The organism is Micromonospora sp. WMMD1102 (genome assembly GCF_029626265.1).
Lineage (GTDB): Bacteria > Actinomycetota > Actinomycetes > Mycobacteriales > Micromonosporaceae > Plantactinospora.
In genome coordinates this window covers 3,486,138-3,501,822 of record NZ_JARUBN010000001.1, presented here as the reverse complement: position 1 = coordinate 3,501,822, position 15,685 = coordinate 3,486,138, and the positions used below count along the sequence as shown (strand labels likewise).

The window sequence follows — 15,685 nt, the reverse complement described above, 5'->3', positions numbered from 1 at the left end:
GCAGGATCGGCAGCGTGGCACGCGGGCAACTGCGCATCTACCTCGGGGCCGCCCCGGGGGTCGGCAAGACGTACGCGATGCTGGAGGAGGCGCACCGGCGGGCGGCACGCGGCACCGACGTGCTTGTGGGTCTGGTCGAGACCCACGGCCGCCGGCACACCGCGGCGATGCTCGGCGACCTGCCGGTGGTGCCGCGCCGGACGGTGCGCTACCGGGACAGCGACCTCACCGAGCTGGACGTCGACGCGGTGCTGGCCCGCCGGCCCGAGGTGGCGGTGGTGGACGAACTGGCCCACACCAACGTGCCCGGGTCGCGCAACGGCAAGCGCTGGCAGGACGTCCAGGAGTTGCTGGACGCCGGCATCGACGTGCTCTCCACGGTGAACGTGCAGCACCTGGAGTCGCTGAACGACGTCGTGCAGCAGATCACCGGGATCGTACAGCGGGAGACCGTGCCGGACGGCGTGGTACGCGGCGCCGAGCAGGTCGAGCTGGTCGACATGACCCCGGAGGCGCTGCGCCGCCGGATGGCGCACGGCAACATCTACCACCCGGACAAGATCGACGCGGCTCTGGCCAACTACTTCCGGATCGGCAACCTCACCGCGCTGCGCGAACTCGCCCTGCTCTGGCTGGCTGACAAGGTCGAGGACCAGCTCGACCGGTACCGGGCCGACCAGGGCATCGCCGCCGTCTGGGAGACCCGGGAACGGGTGGTGGTCGGGCTGACCGGCGGGCCGGAGGGTGCCACGCTGATCCGGCGGGCCGCCCGGATCGCCTCCCGGAGCAAGGGCGCCGAGCTGATGGCGATCCACGTCGCCCGCAGCGACGGGTTGCGCGGTGCCGACCCGGGGGCGCTGGAACGGCAGCGGATGCTTGTGGAGCGGCTGGGCGGCAGCTACCACCAGGCGATCGGCGCCGACATCCCGACCGCGCTGCTCGACTTCGCCCGGGGGGTCAACGCCACCCAGATCGTGCTCGGGGCCAGCCGGCGGGGCAGGTTCGCCCAGATCCTCTCCCGGGGCGTCGGCGCCACCACCACGGCACTGTCCGGCCCGATCGACGTGCACCTGGTCACCCACGAGCAGGCCGGACGGGGCCGGCCGACGGCGCCACCCGCCGCGCTGTCCCGGCGGCGCCGGCTGGTCGGCCTCGGGCTGGCCGTGCTCGGCATCCCGCTGCTCACGTACCTGCTCCGGCTGCTCGCCGACGAGCTGTCGCTCAGCAGTGACCTGCTGCTCTTCCTCGCCGCCGTGGTCGGGGTCGCCCTGGTCGGCGGCTGGTGGCCGGCGCTGCTCGCCGCCCTGCTCAGCTCTCTGCTGATCAACTTCTTCTTCACCCCGCCGCTGCACCGGCTCACCATCGCCGAGACCGAGAACGTGCTGGCCCTCGTCGTCTTCCTGCTCGTCGCCGCCGCCGTCAGCGGGGTGGTGGACCTGGCCGCCCGGCGTACCCGGGAGGCGGCCCGGGCCAGTGCGGAGGCCCAGCTGCTCGGCGCGGTCGCCGGCAGCGTGGTCCGGGGCGCCCGGCCGCTGACGGCGCTGCTGGAACGGTTGCGCGAGACCTTCGGACTGGCCTCGGTCACCCTGCTCGAAGGCACCCCGGACGCGCCGGAGGGCCCGGACCGGCAACGGGACCCGCGCGCCTGGCGGATCGCCGCCAACGTCGGCGCCGAGCCGTGCGGCACACCCGCCGCCGGCGACGTCGAGGTGGGTGTCGCGGACGACCTCCGGCTGGTACTGCGCGGCCGGGTGCTACCGGCGGCCGACCGGCGCATCGTCGAGGCGTTCGCCGCGCAGGCCGGCGTGGCGCTCCGGCAGGAACGGCTGGCCGAGGAGGCGGCCGCCGCCCGGCCGATCGCCGAAGCGGACCGGCTGCGTACCGCGCTGCTGGCGGCGGTCAGCCACGACCTGCGTACCCCGCTCGCCTCGGCGAAGGCGGCGGTGAACAGCCTGCGCAGCGGCGACGTCGAGTTCGACCCCGACGACCGGGACGAACTGCTGGCCACCGCCGAGGAGTCACTGGACCGGCTGACCCGGCTGGTGGCCAACCTGCTGGACATGAGCCGCCTCCAGGCCGGGGTACTCGGGCTGCGCCCCGCCGTGCTCGGCCTGGAGGACGTGGTGCCGCCGGCCCTGGACGAACTGGGCGAGCCGGCCCGGCTGGTCCGGGTCAGCCTGCCCGGGGACCTGCCGGCGGTCCGTTCCGACCCCGGCCTGCTGGAACGGGTGCTCGTCAACCTGGTCGGCAACGCGCTGCGGTTCAGCACACCGGACCGGCCACCGGCGATCACCGCCAGCGAACACGGCGGCTTCGTGGAGCTGCGGGTGGTGGACCGGGGGCCGGGACTGCCCCCGGAGCAGTGGGACCGGGCCTTCCAGCCGTTCCAGCGGCAGGGCGACCGGGACAACCACGCCGGGCTCGGGCTCGGCCTGGCGCTGTCCCGGGGCCTGGCCGAGGCGATGGGTGGCAGCCTGGAGCCCGAGGAGACCCCGGGCGGCGGACTCACCATGGTGCTGCGGCTGCCGGTGGCGGACGAGGAGGGTGCCGGATGACCCGGGTGCTGGTGGTGGACGACGAGCCGCAGATCCTCCGCGCGCTGCGGATCAACCTGAAGGCCCGGCGGTACGACGTCGACGTCGCCGGGGACGGCTCGACCGCGCTCCGGCTGGCCGCCAGCCACCGCCCCGACATCGTGGTGCTCGACCTCGGCCTGCCGGACATGGACGGGGTAGAGGTGATCCGGGGACTGCGCGGCTGGACGAACGTACCGATCATCGTGTTGTCGGGCCGGGCCGGCAGCCAGGACAAGGTGGCGGCGCTGGACGCCGGGGCCGACGACTACGTCACCAAGCCGTTCGGGGTGGACGAGCTGCTGGCCCGGGTCCGCGCGGTGACCCGGCGGGCCGCCGGGGCGGGGGAGGAGGTGCCGGCGGTACGGATCGGCGGGTACACGGTCGACCTCGGCGCGCACACGGTGCGCGGCGAGGTCGACGGTGCCGAGGTGCGGCTCACGCCGACCGAGTGGCACCTGCTGGAGATCCTGGTACGCCACCCGGGCCGGCTGGTCAGCCAGCGTCAGCTGCTGCACGACGTCTGGGGGCCGCGGTACCAGTCGGAGACGAACTACCTGCGGCAGTACCTGGCCCAGTTGCGCCGCAAGCTGGAGGACGACCCGTCCCGCCCCCGGCATCTGCTCACCGAACCGGGGATGGGCTACCGCTTCCAGCCGTGACCGGTCGGGTTCCAGCCGTGACCGGTCGGGTTCCAGCCGTGACCGGTCGGGTTCCAGCGGTTGCCGGACGGGGCGGCGGGACGGGTCACGGCACCAGCAACGTCGACAGCAGCAGCCCGCCGACGAGGAGGACGACGAGGCCGCAGCCGGCCAGCACCGACCCCTTGCGTACGTTGTCGGCCTGGTAGGCGCCGAGCACGCTCAGGCAGAGGGTGAGGCCGTAGAACAGTCCGATCGCCCCGCAGATCACCAGCGTGACGGAGGCGGCGATGGCGTCCCACTGGGTCGCGAAGGTCTCCTTCAGGTGGCCGGGCCGGCGTTGGGCCAGCACCGCACCGACCGCCGTGACCAGCAGCGCCGGAATGGCGACGAAGCCGCAGATCCGTGCCCAGCGTTTCACTGTCGCTCCCCGTCCCCTCGTGCCCCGATGGGAAACGCCGAGAGCCGCCGCCGGACGGATCGGACCCGTACGTCGTCCCATCCCTCGCGTTCGGCGAAGTGGGCGTACACCTCGCGGAGCCGGCTCACGTCAGTGGCGATACGTCGCTCTTCGAGGGCGAGCCGCAGGCCGGCCGGGCGCAGGACGACCGTCCACAGCCCGAAGACCGCCACCGCGGCCACCGCCGAACCGGCGAGCCAGCCGCCGGGTGCCGACTCCGGGTCGCCCACGCCGGCCAGCACAGCGACCGGCGCCAGCAGGGCGACCAGGGCCAGTGCGGCCCAGAGCCCGCGCAGCCAGCGGAGTCTGGCCCGCAGTTCCCCGACCGAGGCGAGCCGGCGCTCGGTGGTCTCGAGCAGGCCGAAGAAGGCGGCCCCACTGTCCAGGGCGGTCACGTCCGCCCCTGCTCGCCCGAGTGGACGAACTCGTGCAGACCGTTGCTGAAATGGGCCCGTAGTACGCCGAGTTGCGCGTCGTCCAACTGCGACGTCCGGGCCGGCAGGCCGGGCAGGAACTGGTGACGGATCACCCGGGAGCCCATCGGCAGTACGGCCAGTCTCAGGGACGTCTCGACGGCCAGGTCCCGCAGGAGTTCGCCGAACTGCGAGTGCCGCCCCTGCTCGCCGGGAAGATAGTAGTCGCGGGCCTCGGCCAGCCGATCCCAGTAGATGTCGACTTTGGACACCGCGACGATCAGCCAGCGCAGTCGTTCCGCCACGCGGCCTTCGATGATGTCGTCGACCAGGGTACGGAAGTCCAGCAGTTCCTTGTTGAGATGCCAGCCGCGTACCGCGTCCTCGTCCACCACCCGGCCGCCCTCGCCGAGGCGCTCCAGCACCTCACGCTGGTCGCTGCGATACCAGATCCTGTTGTGCCCCCAGCAGGTGAAGTAGACGAGGCCGTGCGGCGAGGCGCCGTTGCGCATGGTGTCGTCCAGCGCCTTCTCCCGCTCGGTGGAGTCCTGACCGGGTATCACCGTGACCGCCGCGCGGTTACGCCACCGGTTGGCCGCGAGCTGGATCATGTGCTTCTCGATTTTCTGGCTCCGGGTACTGTCCGGAGCGCCACTCCGGAGTGTCTGGGCGAGCGCCTCGTAGAAGACCGTCTTGCCGGCGCCCGGGATGCCGGTGATCGTGATCGGGTTGGTCGCGAGGCCGGGCCCGGTCGCCTCGGTGATCGCCACGCCCTGGCGGACGCCGCCGTTGCCCGGCGTGCCGGCGTCGACGGCGTGCCGAATACTCTCCCACCGGGACCGCAGACCGTCCCAGAGATCAGACATCTGCCCTCCGCACGCCGGTAAGCCGAAAATGTAGGCGATCGATGGCTGTGCGGCAAAGAACCGAGCAGCCGGAGTACGGCGGACCCGGAGGCCGTCGATCGCACCAGTCGGAGTGGGTGAACCGGCCCGATCAGGTTTCCGCGGTGCCGATTGTCGGCCTCGGCGTGGCTTTCCCGTCGATGCGCGGTGCCCGTACGGTCCGCGGATCAGTGCGCGGCGTCCGGCGTCCGCCGGCCGAGCTGGCTACCGGTGTGGATCTATGGTGGCACTGTGACAACTTCGGTGATCGTGCTCAACGGTGGATCCAGCTCGGGCAAGTCCGGGATCGTCCGCTGTCTCCAGGCGGTCCTGCCCGACGCCTGGCTCGGCTACGGGGTCGACACGCTCGTCGACGCGATGCCGGCCGCCATGCGCTCCGGCGGGGCGGGGATCGAGTTCGGTGCGGACGGCGCGGTGAGCGTCGGTCCCGAGTTCGACCGGCTCCAGGCGGCCTGGATGACCGGGATCGCCGCGATGGCCCACGCCGGCGCCCGGGTCGTCGTCGACGACGTCTTCCTCGGCGGCGCCGGCTCACAGCGGTTGTGGCGCACGGCGCTGGCCGGGCTGGACGTGTTGTGGGTCGGGGTCAGGTGTGACCCGGCGGTCGCCGAGGGCCGGGAGATCGCCCGGGGAGACCGGGCCCGGGGGATGGCGGCGGCACAGGCCGAGCTGGTGCACCAGGGCGTCGAGTACGACGTGCAGGTGGACACCACGCACACCGAGTCGCTGGCCTGCGCCCGGATCATCGCCGCCCGGCTGGACTGATCGGTCGTACCGCCGCCGGCGACCTGTGTTACCGCCCGGGCACTGGAAGATCGACGACAGCAACTACCCCGGTGGTGGATGTTCGGGGCAGTCTTGATGGTCAATGTCTTTTGTGGCGGCGAGGCGGGTGTGGCCGGAGGCTGACGATGGAGTTGCGGGTCCTGGGGCAGGTCCAGATTCGAGTAGCTGATCGTGCGGTGCCGGTCGGGCCGCCGCAGCAGTGCGCGGTGCTGGCGGCCCTGGCGGTCGACGCGGGTCGGCCGATGTCCGTCGAGGTCCTGATGGACCGGGTGTGGGGCCCGGCCGCACCGCCGGGAGCACGCCGGACGCTGCACACCTACGTCACCCGGATCCGGCGCCTGTTGGAGCGCTCCGACGTCGCGGCCGACCGGTCCGAGCGGCTGGTACTCCGGACCGCCGCAGGATATGTCCTCGACATCGACCGTCTCCGGGTGGACCTGCACCGGTTTCATGACCTGGTGGCTCGGGCGCGTGACTCGCACTGCGCCGGAGACCGGCGGGCCGCGATGTTGCGCGAGGCGCTGGACCTCTGGCGGGGAGAACCGCTCACCGGCCTCAGCGGGCGGTGGGTGGAGCGGACGCGTGAGAGGTGTCGGCAGCAGCATCTCGATGCGGTCCTGGCGTGGGCCGAGGCCGAGCTGGACGTCGGCAACCCGGCCGTCGTCGTCGGACCGTTGACCGACCTGCTCGACGAGTACCCGCTCGTGGAGCCGTTGACCGCTGTCCTGATGCGGGCCCTGCACGCCTCGGGTCGCGACGCGGAGGCGTTGGACCGGTACGCCGCGACCCGCGAGCGGCTGGTCGACGACCTCGGCGTCGACCCCGGGTCCGCACTGCGGGGACTGCACCTGGCGATCCTGCGTGGTGAACTCCAGCGGGCCGCACCGGCGGCACTTCCGGTGGCGGCGCCGGCCCGGCATGTGCCGGCGCAACTGCCGCCCGACGTGTACGGGTTCGCGGGCCGCGCCGGTGAGCTGGACCAGCTCGACAGCATCCTGGAGTCGGCCGCCGAGCACCCGACCGCTGTGGTCATCTCGGCGTTGTCCGGCACGGCGGGAGTGGGCAAGACCGCCCTGGCGGTGCACTGGGCGCATCGAGTGGCCAACCGGTTCGGCGACGGACAGTTGTACGTGAACCTGCGCGGATTCGATCCGGGCGGCTCGGTGATGAAGCCGGTCGAGGCGGTGCGCGGGTTTCTGGACGCATTCGCGGTACCACCGCAGCAGGTCCCGGCCGGCCTGGATGCCCAGATCGGCCTCTACCGCAGCCTGCTGGCCGGTCGGCGGATGCTGGTCGTCCTCGACAATGCCAGGGACGTCGACCAGGTCCGCCCACTACTGCCCGGCGCGCCCGGCTGCCTGGTGGTGGCGACCAGCCGGAACCAGCTGCCCGGTCTGGTCGCCGCCGAGGGCGCCCGCCCCATCACGCTTGACCTGCTCTCGGTCGACGAGGCGCGACAACTGCTGACCCGCCGCCTCGGCGCGGCCCGGGTGGCGGTCGAGCTGCCGGCCGTCGACGAGATCATCACCCGGTGCGCGCGGCTGCCGCTGGCGCTGGCGATCGTGGCGGCCCGCGCGGCGATCGACCCGGGACTTCCGCTCGCGACGTTGGCCGGCGAACTGCACGACGCCCGGGGCAGCCTGGACGCGTTCGCCGGCGCCGACGCCGCGATCGACGCGCGGTCTGTGTTCTCCTGGTCGTACCGTGCGCTCAGCCCTGGTGCGGCGAGCCTGTTCCGGTTGCTCGGGGTGCACCCCGGCCCGGACATCAGCCTCCCCGCCGCCGCAAGCCTGCACGGAACCACACCCGCAGATGTGGGACCGCTGTTGGCCGAACTCACCCGCGCGCACCTCGTCGCCAAGCCGGCCCCGGACCGGTTCGCCTTCCACGACCTGCTACGCGCCTACGCCACCGAACTCGCCCACGCCCTCGACGACGAGGACGACCGGGACGCGGCAATCCGCCGGGTGCTCGACCACTACCTGCACACCGCGCACCGCGCCGCCCGGCTGCTGGACCCGCACCGCGACCTGATCACGTTGGCCGACGTCCAGCCCGGCACGACGGCCGAACAGCCTGTCGACGAAGCCCGGGCGACGGCGTGGCTCAACGCCGAGCACGCGGTGCTACTCGAGGTTGTCCGGCTGGCCGCCCAGGTCGGGTTCGGCAGCCACGCCTGGCAGCTGACCTGGACCCTCACCGACTTCTTCGACCGGGGCGGGCACTGGCAGGACCAGATCACCGCCCATACGGCCGCGCTGGCGGCCGCCCGGCGTCTGGCCGACGGCACCGGTCAGGCATACGCCCACCGGGGCCTCGCCCGTGCCTACGCCCGCCAGGGGCGGGAGGACGACGCGTACACCCATTATCGGCAGGCGCTGTCGTTGTTCCACGAGTTGGGCGATCACACCGGCCAGGCCTACACGCACCGTGGTCTGGCCTGGGTCTACGAGCAGAAGGGGCGGTGCGGGGAGGCGCTGCGTCACGCCCAACAGGCACTCGAGCTGTACCGGACCGCCGGCCACCGGGGCGGGCAGGCAAGGGCGCTGAACTCCGTCGGCTGGTTCTACACGCTGCTCGGCGACCACCAGCAGGCGCTGACCCACTGCCGGCAGGCCATCTCGCTGCATCGGGAGATCGGGGACCGTCCCGGCGAGGCCGACACCTGGGACAGCCTCGGCCACGCCCATCACGAACTCGGAGACCACCAGCAGGCCGCAGCCTGCTACCAGCACGCCCTCGAGCTGATCCGGGGCTTCGACGACCGCTACAGCGAGGCTGCCGTCCTCAACCATCTCGGCGACACCCGCCGGGCGGCGGGTGACGCCGACGAGTCCCGCCGGATCTGGCAGCGCGCCCTGGACATCCTCGACCAACTCGGACACCCCGAGGCCGAGCAGGTCCGGGCCAAGCTCACCGGCTGACGATCCTGCACGCTCGCGGCCGTCAACAATCCGTTGAGAACTCGCCCCACAGCCCTGCCTGATGCTGGGACGGCAACCGCAGAGGCCGCCAGTCACACCCCACCAGCGGGGGTGGCGGGTCAGTCGCAGCAGAGGAGAGACTGTGATGCCAGTGAAGAGACTGTCGAGTGTTCTGGTCGGTGTGATCGCCGCGGTCGCCCTGCTCCTCGGGGTGGCCACGGTGCCCGCCCAGGCATCCCCGAACGTGGGCAACATCGGGATGGGTTCGTCCAACACAGCCGGGGTGCGATGCGTACAGGCCGGCCTGAACTACGTCGGCGGAGCGGGCCTGACTGTCGACACCATCTTCGGGCAGGCGACCAAGCGCGCGGTCGAGAACTTCCAGCGCTTCTTCGGCCTGGCCGTCGACGGCATCGTCGGCAAGGCGACCGGCACCACGCTCATCGATATGGTCAACTACAAGGCCGGCTATCCCATGTGGCCGCACGGCGGGGGCTGCTGGTCGGTCATCCCGACCTACAGCTGACGACGAGCGACACCGAAGCCGTTCGGGACTGTGCACCGGGGTGAAGGGTGTCGAGGATCTGTTTCCGCGGACAGACCTCAACACCCTTCACCCACTCCGCGTGCCGCGGTCCGGTGTCGCGCAGATGGTGTCGCCAACGGTCGGGTGGCGGCCTTGGCCTCCGACCTGCCGGCGTCTCGTTGCGCCGGGGCCCGCACCACCAGGGCGAGTCCGACCAGTACGACAGCGCCGGCCGCCAGCTCGGTCCCGGTGATCGGCTCACCGAGCAGCAGCGCGGCGGCGGCCAGCCCGAAGATCGGCACCAGCAGGCTGAACGGTGCGACCCGGGACACCGAGTAGGTGCCGATCAGCCGGTTCCAGATGCCCCAGCCGACAATCGTGGAGAGGTAGCCGACGTAGCCGACCGCAAGTACGGCGGTCCAGGAGATCCCGGTGATTGCGTCGAGGACCACCCGGGGCCCGTCCACCACGCCGGCCAGGCCGAGCAGCGGAAGTGGCGGCACCAGGCTGGACCAGACCAGCAGGGACAGCGGCCTGGTCTCGCCGCTGGTGCGGATCAGCACGTTCGCGAGGGCCCAACTGCCGGCGGCGACCAGGGTGAGGGCGAAACCGATCGCGGTGGCGTGCCCGCCCGCACCGACCGCCAGCAGGGCGATCCCGGCCGAGCCGGTGAGTACCCCGGCGAGCTGGGTGCCGCTGGGTCGCTCGCCGAGGAAGGCGGTGGCCAGCAGCACCGAGACCAGGGCCTGGGTCTGCAACACCAGCGAGGCGAGGCCGGGCGGCATCCCGGCGTCGATGGCGACGAAGAGGACGCCGAACTTGAGGACACCGAGGACCAGGCCGTAGCCGAGGACGTAGCGCAGCCGGGCCGTCGGCCGGGGGACCAGGAAGACCAGCGGCAGCGCGGCGGCGACGAAGCGCAGCGCGGTCAGCACCAGCGGCGGCAGGTCGCGCAGGCCGACCTCGATGACGACGAAGTTGATCCCCCAGAGGGCGGCGACCAGGACGGCCTGCATACGGTGCGCGAATCTCATGGACCCTACGCTGCCGGCCAGCTCGTTTAAGGTCCAGTTCATGATTCTTAACCGAGGCTATAGCGTGGCTACATGGATCTGGACGTCCGGCGCCTGCGGGTGCTGCACGAGGTGGCGCTGCGCGGCGGGGTGACCGCCGCCGCCGCCGCGTTGCACGTCACCCCGTCGGCGGTCTCCCAGCAGCTCGCCCAGCTCGCCCGGGAGGCCGGCTATCCGCTGCTCGAACGCTCCGGCCGGGGCGTCGTGCTCACCTCGGCCGGCCAGGTGCTCGCCGGGCACGCCGAGCGGATCCTCGGCGCCGTCGAGCAGGCGGTCACCGGGCTGGCCGTGGCGCACCGGCGGGTCGCCGGGACCGTCCGGGTCGGCTCGTTCCCGTCCGCCGCCGGGGCCCTGGTCGCCCCGGCCGCCGCGCGGGCGATGGCCGCCCATCCCGGTCTGGACGTACGGGTCAGCGAGGCCGAGGACGGGCAGAGCCGGCTGGACCTGCGCTCCGCCGTACTCGACATCGCGGTCCTCCAGGAGTACGACCACGTTCCCGGGCCGGCCACCGCAGAGCTGGACCGGCACCCGATCGCCACCGACCCGATGCACCTGATCACCCCGGCCGGCTGGGGCCGGCGCACCGGGCGGCTCGCCGACCTGGCCGACGTGCCCTGGGTGGCCAGCGCCGTGTCCACCCCGTGCGGCGAGTCGACCCTGCACGCCTGCCACCTGGCCGGCTTCGAGCCCGACATCCGGCACCGGGCGATCGACTTCGCGCTCACCCTGGACCTGGTGGCGGCCGGGCTCGGCGCCGCGCTGGTGCCGGGGATGGCGCTGCGGAACGTGCCGGCCGGGGTACACGTCGAACCGCTGGTCCGGCCGGTCACCGGTCGCCGGATCTTCGCGGTGACGCGCCCGCGCGGCGACGGCCCCGTCCATCCGGCCATCGCCGCCGTCCTGGACGAACTGGCCCGGGTACGCCCACCAGCGCACTGACCGCCCCGCATGTGCCCCGATCGTGTGCGGCCGTCGACTGTGGATGGTGGAGTGGAGCACGCCCGTTCACCGAACAGGTTAGGGTGGCCGCCATGGTGAGCACCGACGCCGACCCGCCCGCGCCGCAGGCCGAGCCGCCACGGTTGTTCAAGCCGCTGCCGGGCCGCACCGAGGACGCCTCGACCAGTTACGAACGCTGCCTCGACGAGCTGATCGAGCTGCTCGGCGTGGCGCCTCCCGAGCCGGTGCAGCAGGGGCGGCGGTGGCAGCACGCGGTGCGTTGGTCGATCGGTCGGGCGGTCCGGCCACCGGTCTCCGAGGAGTGGTTCACGCCGCTGATCCGGGCGGCGGTCCTCGAGCCCGACCCGAGCTTCAACCGGCAACTCGTCGAGCCCACGCTGGCCGCCTTCGGTCGCCGGAGGGTGCAGCGGGCCCTGCTCGACCTGCTGCGCACCGGTTCCGACCCGGAACGGGCCGGTGCGGCCCGGGCCTGGTACTGGGCCCAGGCGCCGCTGAGCTACCCCGCCGGCTCCGACACGCCCACCCCGGAGAGCCTGGCCGAGTACGACGCCGTCGCGGATCTCCGGCGGGAGTGGCAGGACACCGCCCTGCGGGTCTTCGTCGACAACGAGAACCTCGACGTCCGGCGCTGCATCCTGCCGGGGCTCGACCTGGACCCGCGGAACTGGCCCGAGGAACTGCGCGAAACGGTGGCGACGGCGACCCGGATCGCCCGCACCTCCTCCGACGACTACCTCCGGCACCGCGTCGAGCACCAGGTCTGATCCGCCTGCGGGGCGTCGGCTACCGGCGGTCGGTTACCGACTTCGGCTACCGGCGGTCGGCTACCGACGGTCGGCGGTCGGCGCGGAGACCGACGCCGGCAGCAGCGTGCCGAGCGCCGCCCAGGTGTCGGTCACCGTCGCCCAGTCCGGCACACTCCCGGGTGGCGGCCGGTCGGCGTTGCCGCCCAGGAACAGGTAGCGGTGCTCGACCGTCGCCAGGTGCGCCAGCACGTCGAGGCGGTCGTCGACGAAGTGGGTGACCCCGAGCCGCTCGCAGACCGGTGCCTTGTCCCGGCGATCCCGGACGAAGTGCAGGTTGTCGGCCGGGATGCCGGTACGGTCGAAGAACTCGTGGTGCGCCAGCCAGGCCCGGGTGTTCGCGGCAACTCCGGGCCCGGCCTTGGAGACCACGTGCATCCGCCCGGCGAAGGGTTCGGCGGTCAGTGCGGCCAGCACCTCGAAGACCTCCGGCACGGCCGGGGTGCGCAGCGGCTGGCCGCCGAAGAACGAGGTGTCCTCGTCGCGCCCGGCGAGCATGACGATAACCCCACCCACGTCGACGCCGAGCGTGACCGGCCGGCTCCGGCCCGGTCCACGGTGCGGCGCGGGTGCCCCGCCCGGCCGGTGCTCTCCGACCCGCTGCCGTGCCACCTGGACCTCCAACGGCCGCAACGCGGCCCGCCCCCTACCGACCCGGAGCGGCACGCCGGCCGGACCGACCCGGAGCGGCACGCCGGCCGGTGCGGCACTCCGGAGGCCAAGGCTACCGATCCGGATCAACCGAGTCGTCCGCCGGCCCGGTTCAGCCGCTAACGCCGGCCGAGGAAGCGCTGGCCGGCGAGTTCGATCCGTTCGATCTCGGCCCGAAAGAAGGCGGCGATCTCGGCGCACCGGTCGAGGTTGCTCGGCCCGCCCTCCCGGCGCGGCAGGTCCGGGTAGGGGCTGCCGAGCACGAAGATGTTCTCGTCGTTGAACTGGTTGGCCGGCGCCGTGTAGTTGAACGAGCCGGCGACCACCACCGCCTCGTCGATCACCATCAGCTTGTGGTGCAGCTTGCCGAAGGCCGGTGACCGGATCGGGGCGTACAGCGCGATGTTGGCCCGGTCGAGGTCGTGGGTGGCGGCCCACTTCTGCACGCCCTGCCCGGGGTCCACCGCCCCGGTCACGGTACGCCCGGCGGCGGCCAGCGCGATCATCGCGTCATCGATCCCGGACGAGCCGGAGAAGGTGAAGATGGCGAAGTCGACCCGGTCGGTCGCCTTCAGCATCTGTTTCATGATCTCCAGTTCCGGGGTGTGGTCCGGGGCGAAGAGCACCTTCACCGGCACCCCGCCGACGTTGTACGCGTTCGGCACCCGGCCGTGCTCGCCGCGCCCGAACCGGCCCTGCCGGAGCCGGGCGAACTCGTCGGCGTACTCCTGGCAGACCCGGGTGTCGGAGAAGACCACCACGTGGTTGAGGTTGCGGTGGCAGTCGGTGCCGGTGAAGTTCGCCGAGCCGGAGAGCACCGCCGGCCGGGCGCCGGCCCGCTGCCGGTAGTCGCGGACGGCGAACTTCTGGTGGAAGATCGCCGGGTTGTAGTCGGCCTTCACGTCGACGTCGCAGCGCAGCAGTGCGGCGACGATCCGCCGGTTCGGCTCCAGGCTGCGGCTGCCAGGCTCCGGCTCCCACTGCGCCCGGTGCCGGGCGTCCACCTCCGGCTCGCCGGGCCGGGCACTGACCTTGGGCAGCTTCGCCGTCCGCAGGTAGTCCTGCTCCAGCACCATCCGCACGCTGACGCCCCGGAACCGGGCGTCCAGGATCGCCTGGGCGATCGGCTCCGAGTCGAGTTCCTGGACGGCGATGTCGAGGCTCTCCCGGGCACCGGCGATGAAGTCGACCACCACCGTCTCGAGGTCGTCGGCCGCGCCGAGCTCCCGAGGGCCGACGTACGCCTCGATTTTCCTGCCGGCGAAGGTCGCCATGTGCGACAGGCTCGCATTCCGTGCCCCGCTCCGATGTCGGGTCGGCTACAAACCCGGCCTGCGGCGGGCAGCCGTACCCGTTCGGGTGGCAGGCTGAGGGCCGTGTATCGGGAGCGGAGGTCCGAGCTGCCCGGCGCCGTCGTCTGGACGGTCACCCGGGCCGCCGCCGGACCCGGACGGGTCCTGCCGGACGGCTGCACCGACCTGATCTGGTCGAGTCGCAGCGGCCTGCTGGTGGCCGGCCCGGACACCGTCGCCCACGTCGCCGACGGCCCGGCCGGGGAGCGGTACGTCGGGTTGCGCTTCCCGCCGGGCACCGGCCCGGCGGTCTTCGGGCTGCCGGCACACGAACTGCGGGACCGGCGGGTGCCGTTGGCCGCGCTCTGGCCGGAGCCGGTGGTGGCCGGGCTGGCCGAGCGGGTGGCGTCGGCCGACCGGCCCGGCCAGGTGCTGGAGGCGGTCGCCGCCGCCCGGCTCGCCGCCGACGGCGGCCCGGACCCGCTCGCCGCACCGTTGACCGCCGGGCTCGCCGCCGGGCGGGACGTCGGCACCACCGCCGAGGCGCTCGGGCTCGGCCCCCGGCACCTGCACCGGCGCAGCCTGGCCCTGTTCGGGTACGGCCCGAAGACGCTGGCCCGGATCCTGCGGCTGCGCCGCGCCCTGGCCCTGGCCCGGGCCGGTACGCCAGCCGCCGAGGTCGCCGCCCGCACCGGGTACGCCGACCAGGCGCACTTGTCCCGCGAGGTGAGAAGCCTGGCCGGCGTACCGCTGCGGCAGCTGCTCGGTCCGGCAGGACGCTGAGCTTAGGAAGGGCCCCCGCATATCGTTTTCTGTTGTAGCGGGGGCCCTTCCTAACACGCGGTCAGTTGGGCGCCGGGGGGAGTGGGGCGTACAGGTCGACGCCGTTGCCGTCCGGGTCGAGCAGTACCGCGTATCGCTGGCCCCACGGGGCGTCCCACGACTTGAGATGGGCGGCGTGGCCGGCGCCGGTCATCGCAGCGAAGACGCTGTCCACCTCGGCCGGATCGGCACACCGGAAGGCCAGGCTGATCTGCGCCCCGTCCGGCGGTGACCAGTTCGGGTCGAACGAGCGGACCGTCTGCACGGTGTCCCACATCAGCCGCACCCCGCCGGGCAGGGTGTGTTCCGCGTGCGGTGCGCTGTCGGCCTCAACCGGGATCTCCAACCCCAGCCTCCGGTAAAACGCCAGAGATCGGGCCATGTCGGCCACCACCAGCCCGAATGCGTCTAGTCTCGGTGTCATTCGGCCAGCGTAGGAACGGGTCGCGTCCGCGTCTTGAACGAATCGGACCTGCCGGGCCTGGGCTCCGGGTGCCGGTGCGGTCGGCAGATCATCGGCGTACGGTGTGTTCAACGGCAACCGACGCTGCGCTTTCCGCCACCTGAACGGCGGGTTGCGTGACGTCGGCCGCGTTGTCCTTGAGCGCGGGTCGGGCCGTCGGGACCGGCGGCACCGACACGGCGCTCTTTTTCGGGTACGGGGGTAGACAGAAAGGGAGGTGGCCGGGAGATGACTGATCTGGCCTACCTGGATGCGGGATCGGGCAGCCTCATCGTGCAGGCCGTGGTCGGTGGCGTCGCCGGGGTGGCGGTGGCGGCCAAACTCTACTGGCGCAGACTGACCAGTCGATTCCGTAAGCAGCCGTCGAAGCAGGACTGAGGCGGTCCACAACCG

The 15,685-nt window shown here is 72.6% G+C and carries 16 protein-coding genes; 9 read left to right on the top strand and 7 right to left on the bottom strand.

The window, feature by feature from the left end:
- Window positions 1–14: 14 nt before the first annotated feature.
- Window positions 15–2,555, top strand: a complete 2,541-nt coding sequence (locus tag O7626_RS15635; RefSeq protein WP_278061891.1) for a DUF4118 domain-containing protein — start codon at window positions 15–17, stop codon at window positions 2,553–2,555.
- Entirely contained in the window at window positions 2,552–3,235 is a 684-nt protein-coding gene (locus tag O7626_RS15630; protein ID WP_278061890.1) for a response regulator, read from the top strand. Before O7626_RS15635 ends, O7626_RS15630 begins: the two co-directional genes overlap by 4 nt.
- Window positions 3,236–3,320: 85 nt before the next feature.
- Here the strand turns inward: O7626_RS15630 and O7626_RS15625 are convergent, their stop codons facing one another.
- The 3 genes from O7626_RS15625 to O7626_RS15615 are packed head-to-tail and all read right to left on the bottom strand — an operon-like array spanning window position 3,321 to window position 4,953.
- Window positions 3,321–3,635 carry a hypothetical protein gene (locus O7626_RS15625; protein WP_278061889.1) on the bottom strand — a complete coding sequence of 105 codons (315 nt, stop codon included), beginning with the start codon at window positions 3,633–3,635 and terminating at the stop codon, window positions 3,321–3,323.
- Window positions 3,632–4,069, bottom strand: a complete 438-nt coding sequence (locus O7626_RS15620) for a hypothetical protein (RefSeq protein ID WP_278061888.1) — start codon at window positions 4,067–4,069, stop codon at window positions 3,632–3,634. The genes O7626_RS15625 and O7626_RS15620 overlap by 4 nt, the downstream gene beginning before the upstream one ends.
- On the bottom strand, window positions 4,066–4,953 hold the full coding sequence (locus tag O7626_RS15615) for a hypothetical protein (RefSeq protein ID WP_278061887.1): 888 nt from the start codon (window positions 4,951–4,953) through the stop codon (window positions 4,066–4,068). Before O7626_RS15615 ends, O7626_RS15620 begins: the two co-directional genes overlap by 4 nt.
- A gap of 270 nt (window positions 4,954–5,223) precedes the next feature.
- On the opposite strand from O7626_RS15615, the gene cpt reads away from it, so the two are divergent.
- From cpt to O7626_RS15600, 3 genes are all read left to right on the top strand, one after another.
- Window positions 5,224–5,757, top strand: coding sequence for a chloramphenicol phosphotransferase CPT (gene cpt / locus O7626_RS15610; RefSeq protein ID WP_278061886.1), 534 nt, complete (start codon window positions 5,224–5,226; stop codon window positions 5,755–5,757).
- A 146-nt stretch (window positions 5,758–5,903) separates the two neighbouring features.
- A complete protein-coding gene (locus O7626_RS15605; RefSeq protein ID WP_278061885.1) occupies window positions 5,904–8,702 on the top strand; it encodes a BTAD domain-containing putative transcriptional regulator in 2,799 nt (932 codons plus the stop codon).
- A 145-nt stretch (window positions 8,703–8,847) separates the two neighbouring features.
- Window positions 8,848–9,228 carry a peptidoglycan-binding domain-containing protein gene (locus O7626_RS15600; protein WP_278061884.1) on the top strand — a complete coding sequence of 127 codons (381 nt, stop codon included), beginning with the start codon at window positions 8,848–8,850 and terminating at the stop codon, window positions 9,226–9,228.
- Between the two features lie 77 nt (window positions 9,229–9,305).
- On the opposite strand, the gene O7626_RS15595 is transcribed toward O7626_RS15600, so the two are convergent.
- Window positions 9,306–10,262: an EamA family transporter gene (locus O7626_RS15595; protein ID WP_278061883.1), complete on the bottom strand. Its 957-nt coding sequence runs from the start codon at window positions 10,260–10,262 to the stop codon at window positions 9,306–9,308.
- A gap of 72 nt (window positions 10,263–10,334) precedes the next feature.
- Between O7626_RS15595 and O7626_RS15590 the strand changes: the two genes are divergently transcribed.
- Both O7626_RS15590 and O7626_RS15585 read left to right on the top strand, forming a co-directional pair.
- Window positions 10,335–11,240 carry a LysR family transcriptional regulator gene (locus O7626_RS15590; RefSeq protein WP_278061882.1) on the top strand — a complete coding sequence of 302 codons (906 nt, stop codon included), beginning with the start codon at window positions 10,335–10,337 and terminating at the stop codon, window positions 11,238–11,240.
- A 92-nt stretch (window positions 11,241–11,332) separates the two neighbouring features.
- Window positions 11,333–12,025 carry a hypothetical protein gene (locus O7626_RS15585; protein ID WP_278061881.1) on the top strand — a complete coding sequence of 231 codons (693 nt, stop codon included), beginning with the start codon at window positions 11,333–11,335 and terminating at the stop codon, window positions 12,023–12,025.
- Window positions 12,026–12,085: 60 nt separating this feature from the next.
- On the opposite strand, the gene O7626_RS15580 is transcribed toward O7626_RS15585, so the two are convergent.
- Window positions 12,086–12,676 (bottom strand): hypothetical protein, encoded by a 591-nt coding sequence (locus O7626_RS15580; RefSeq protein ID WP_278061880.1) that lies wholly within the window; start codon window positions 12,674–12,676, stop codon window positions 12,086–12,088.
- 158 nt (window positions 12,677–12,834) lie between these two features.
- Window positions 12,835–13,989 (bottom strand): phospholipase D-like domain-containing protein, encoded by a 1,155-nt coding sequence (locus O7626_RS15575; protein ID WP_278061879.1) that lies wholly within the window; start codon window positions 13,987–13,989, stop codon window positions 12,835–12,837.
- 102 nt (window positions 13,990–14,091) lie between these two features.
- On the opposite strand from O7626_RS15575, the gene O7626_RS15570 reads away from it, so the two are divergent.
- Entirely contained in the window at window positions 14,092–14,790 is a 699-nt protein-coding gene (locus tag O7626_RS15570; protein WP_278061878.1) for a helix-turn-helix domain-containing protein, read from the top strand.
- A gap of 61 nt (window positions 14,791–14,851) precedes the next feature.
- On the opposite strand, the gene O7626_RS15565 is transcribed toward O7626_RS15570, so the two are convergent.
- Entirely contained in the window at window positions 14,852–15,253 is a 402-nt protein-coding gene (locus O7626_RS15565; RefSeq protein WP_278061877.1) for a VOC family protein, read from the bottom strand.
- Window positions 15,254–15,520: 267 nt separating this feature from the next.
- On the opposite strand from O7626_RS15565, the gene O7626_RS15560 reads away from it, so the two are divergent.
- On the top strand, window positions 15,521–15,670 hold the full coding sequence (locus O7626_RS15560) for a hypothetical protein (protein WP_278061876.1): 150 nt from the start codon (window positions 15,521–15,523) through the stop codon (window positions 15,668–15,670).
- Window positions 15,671–15,685: the final 15 nt, after the last annotated feature.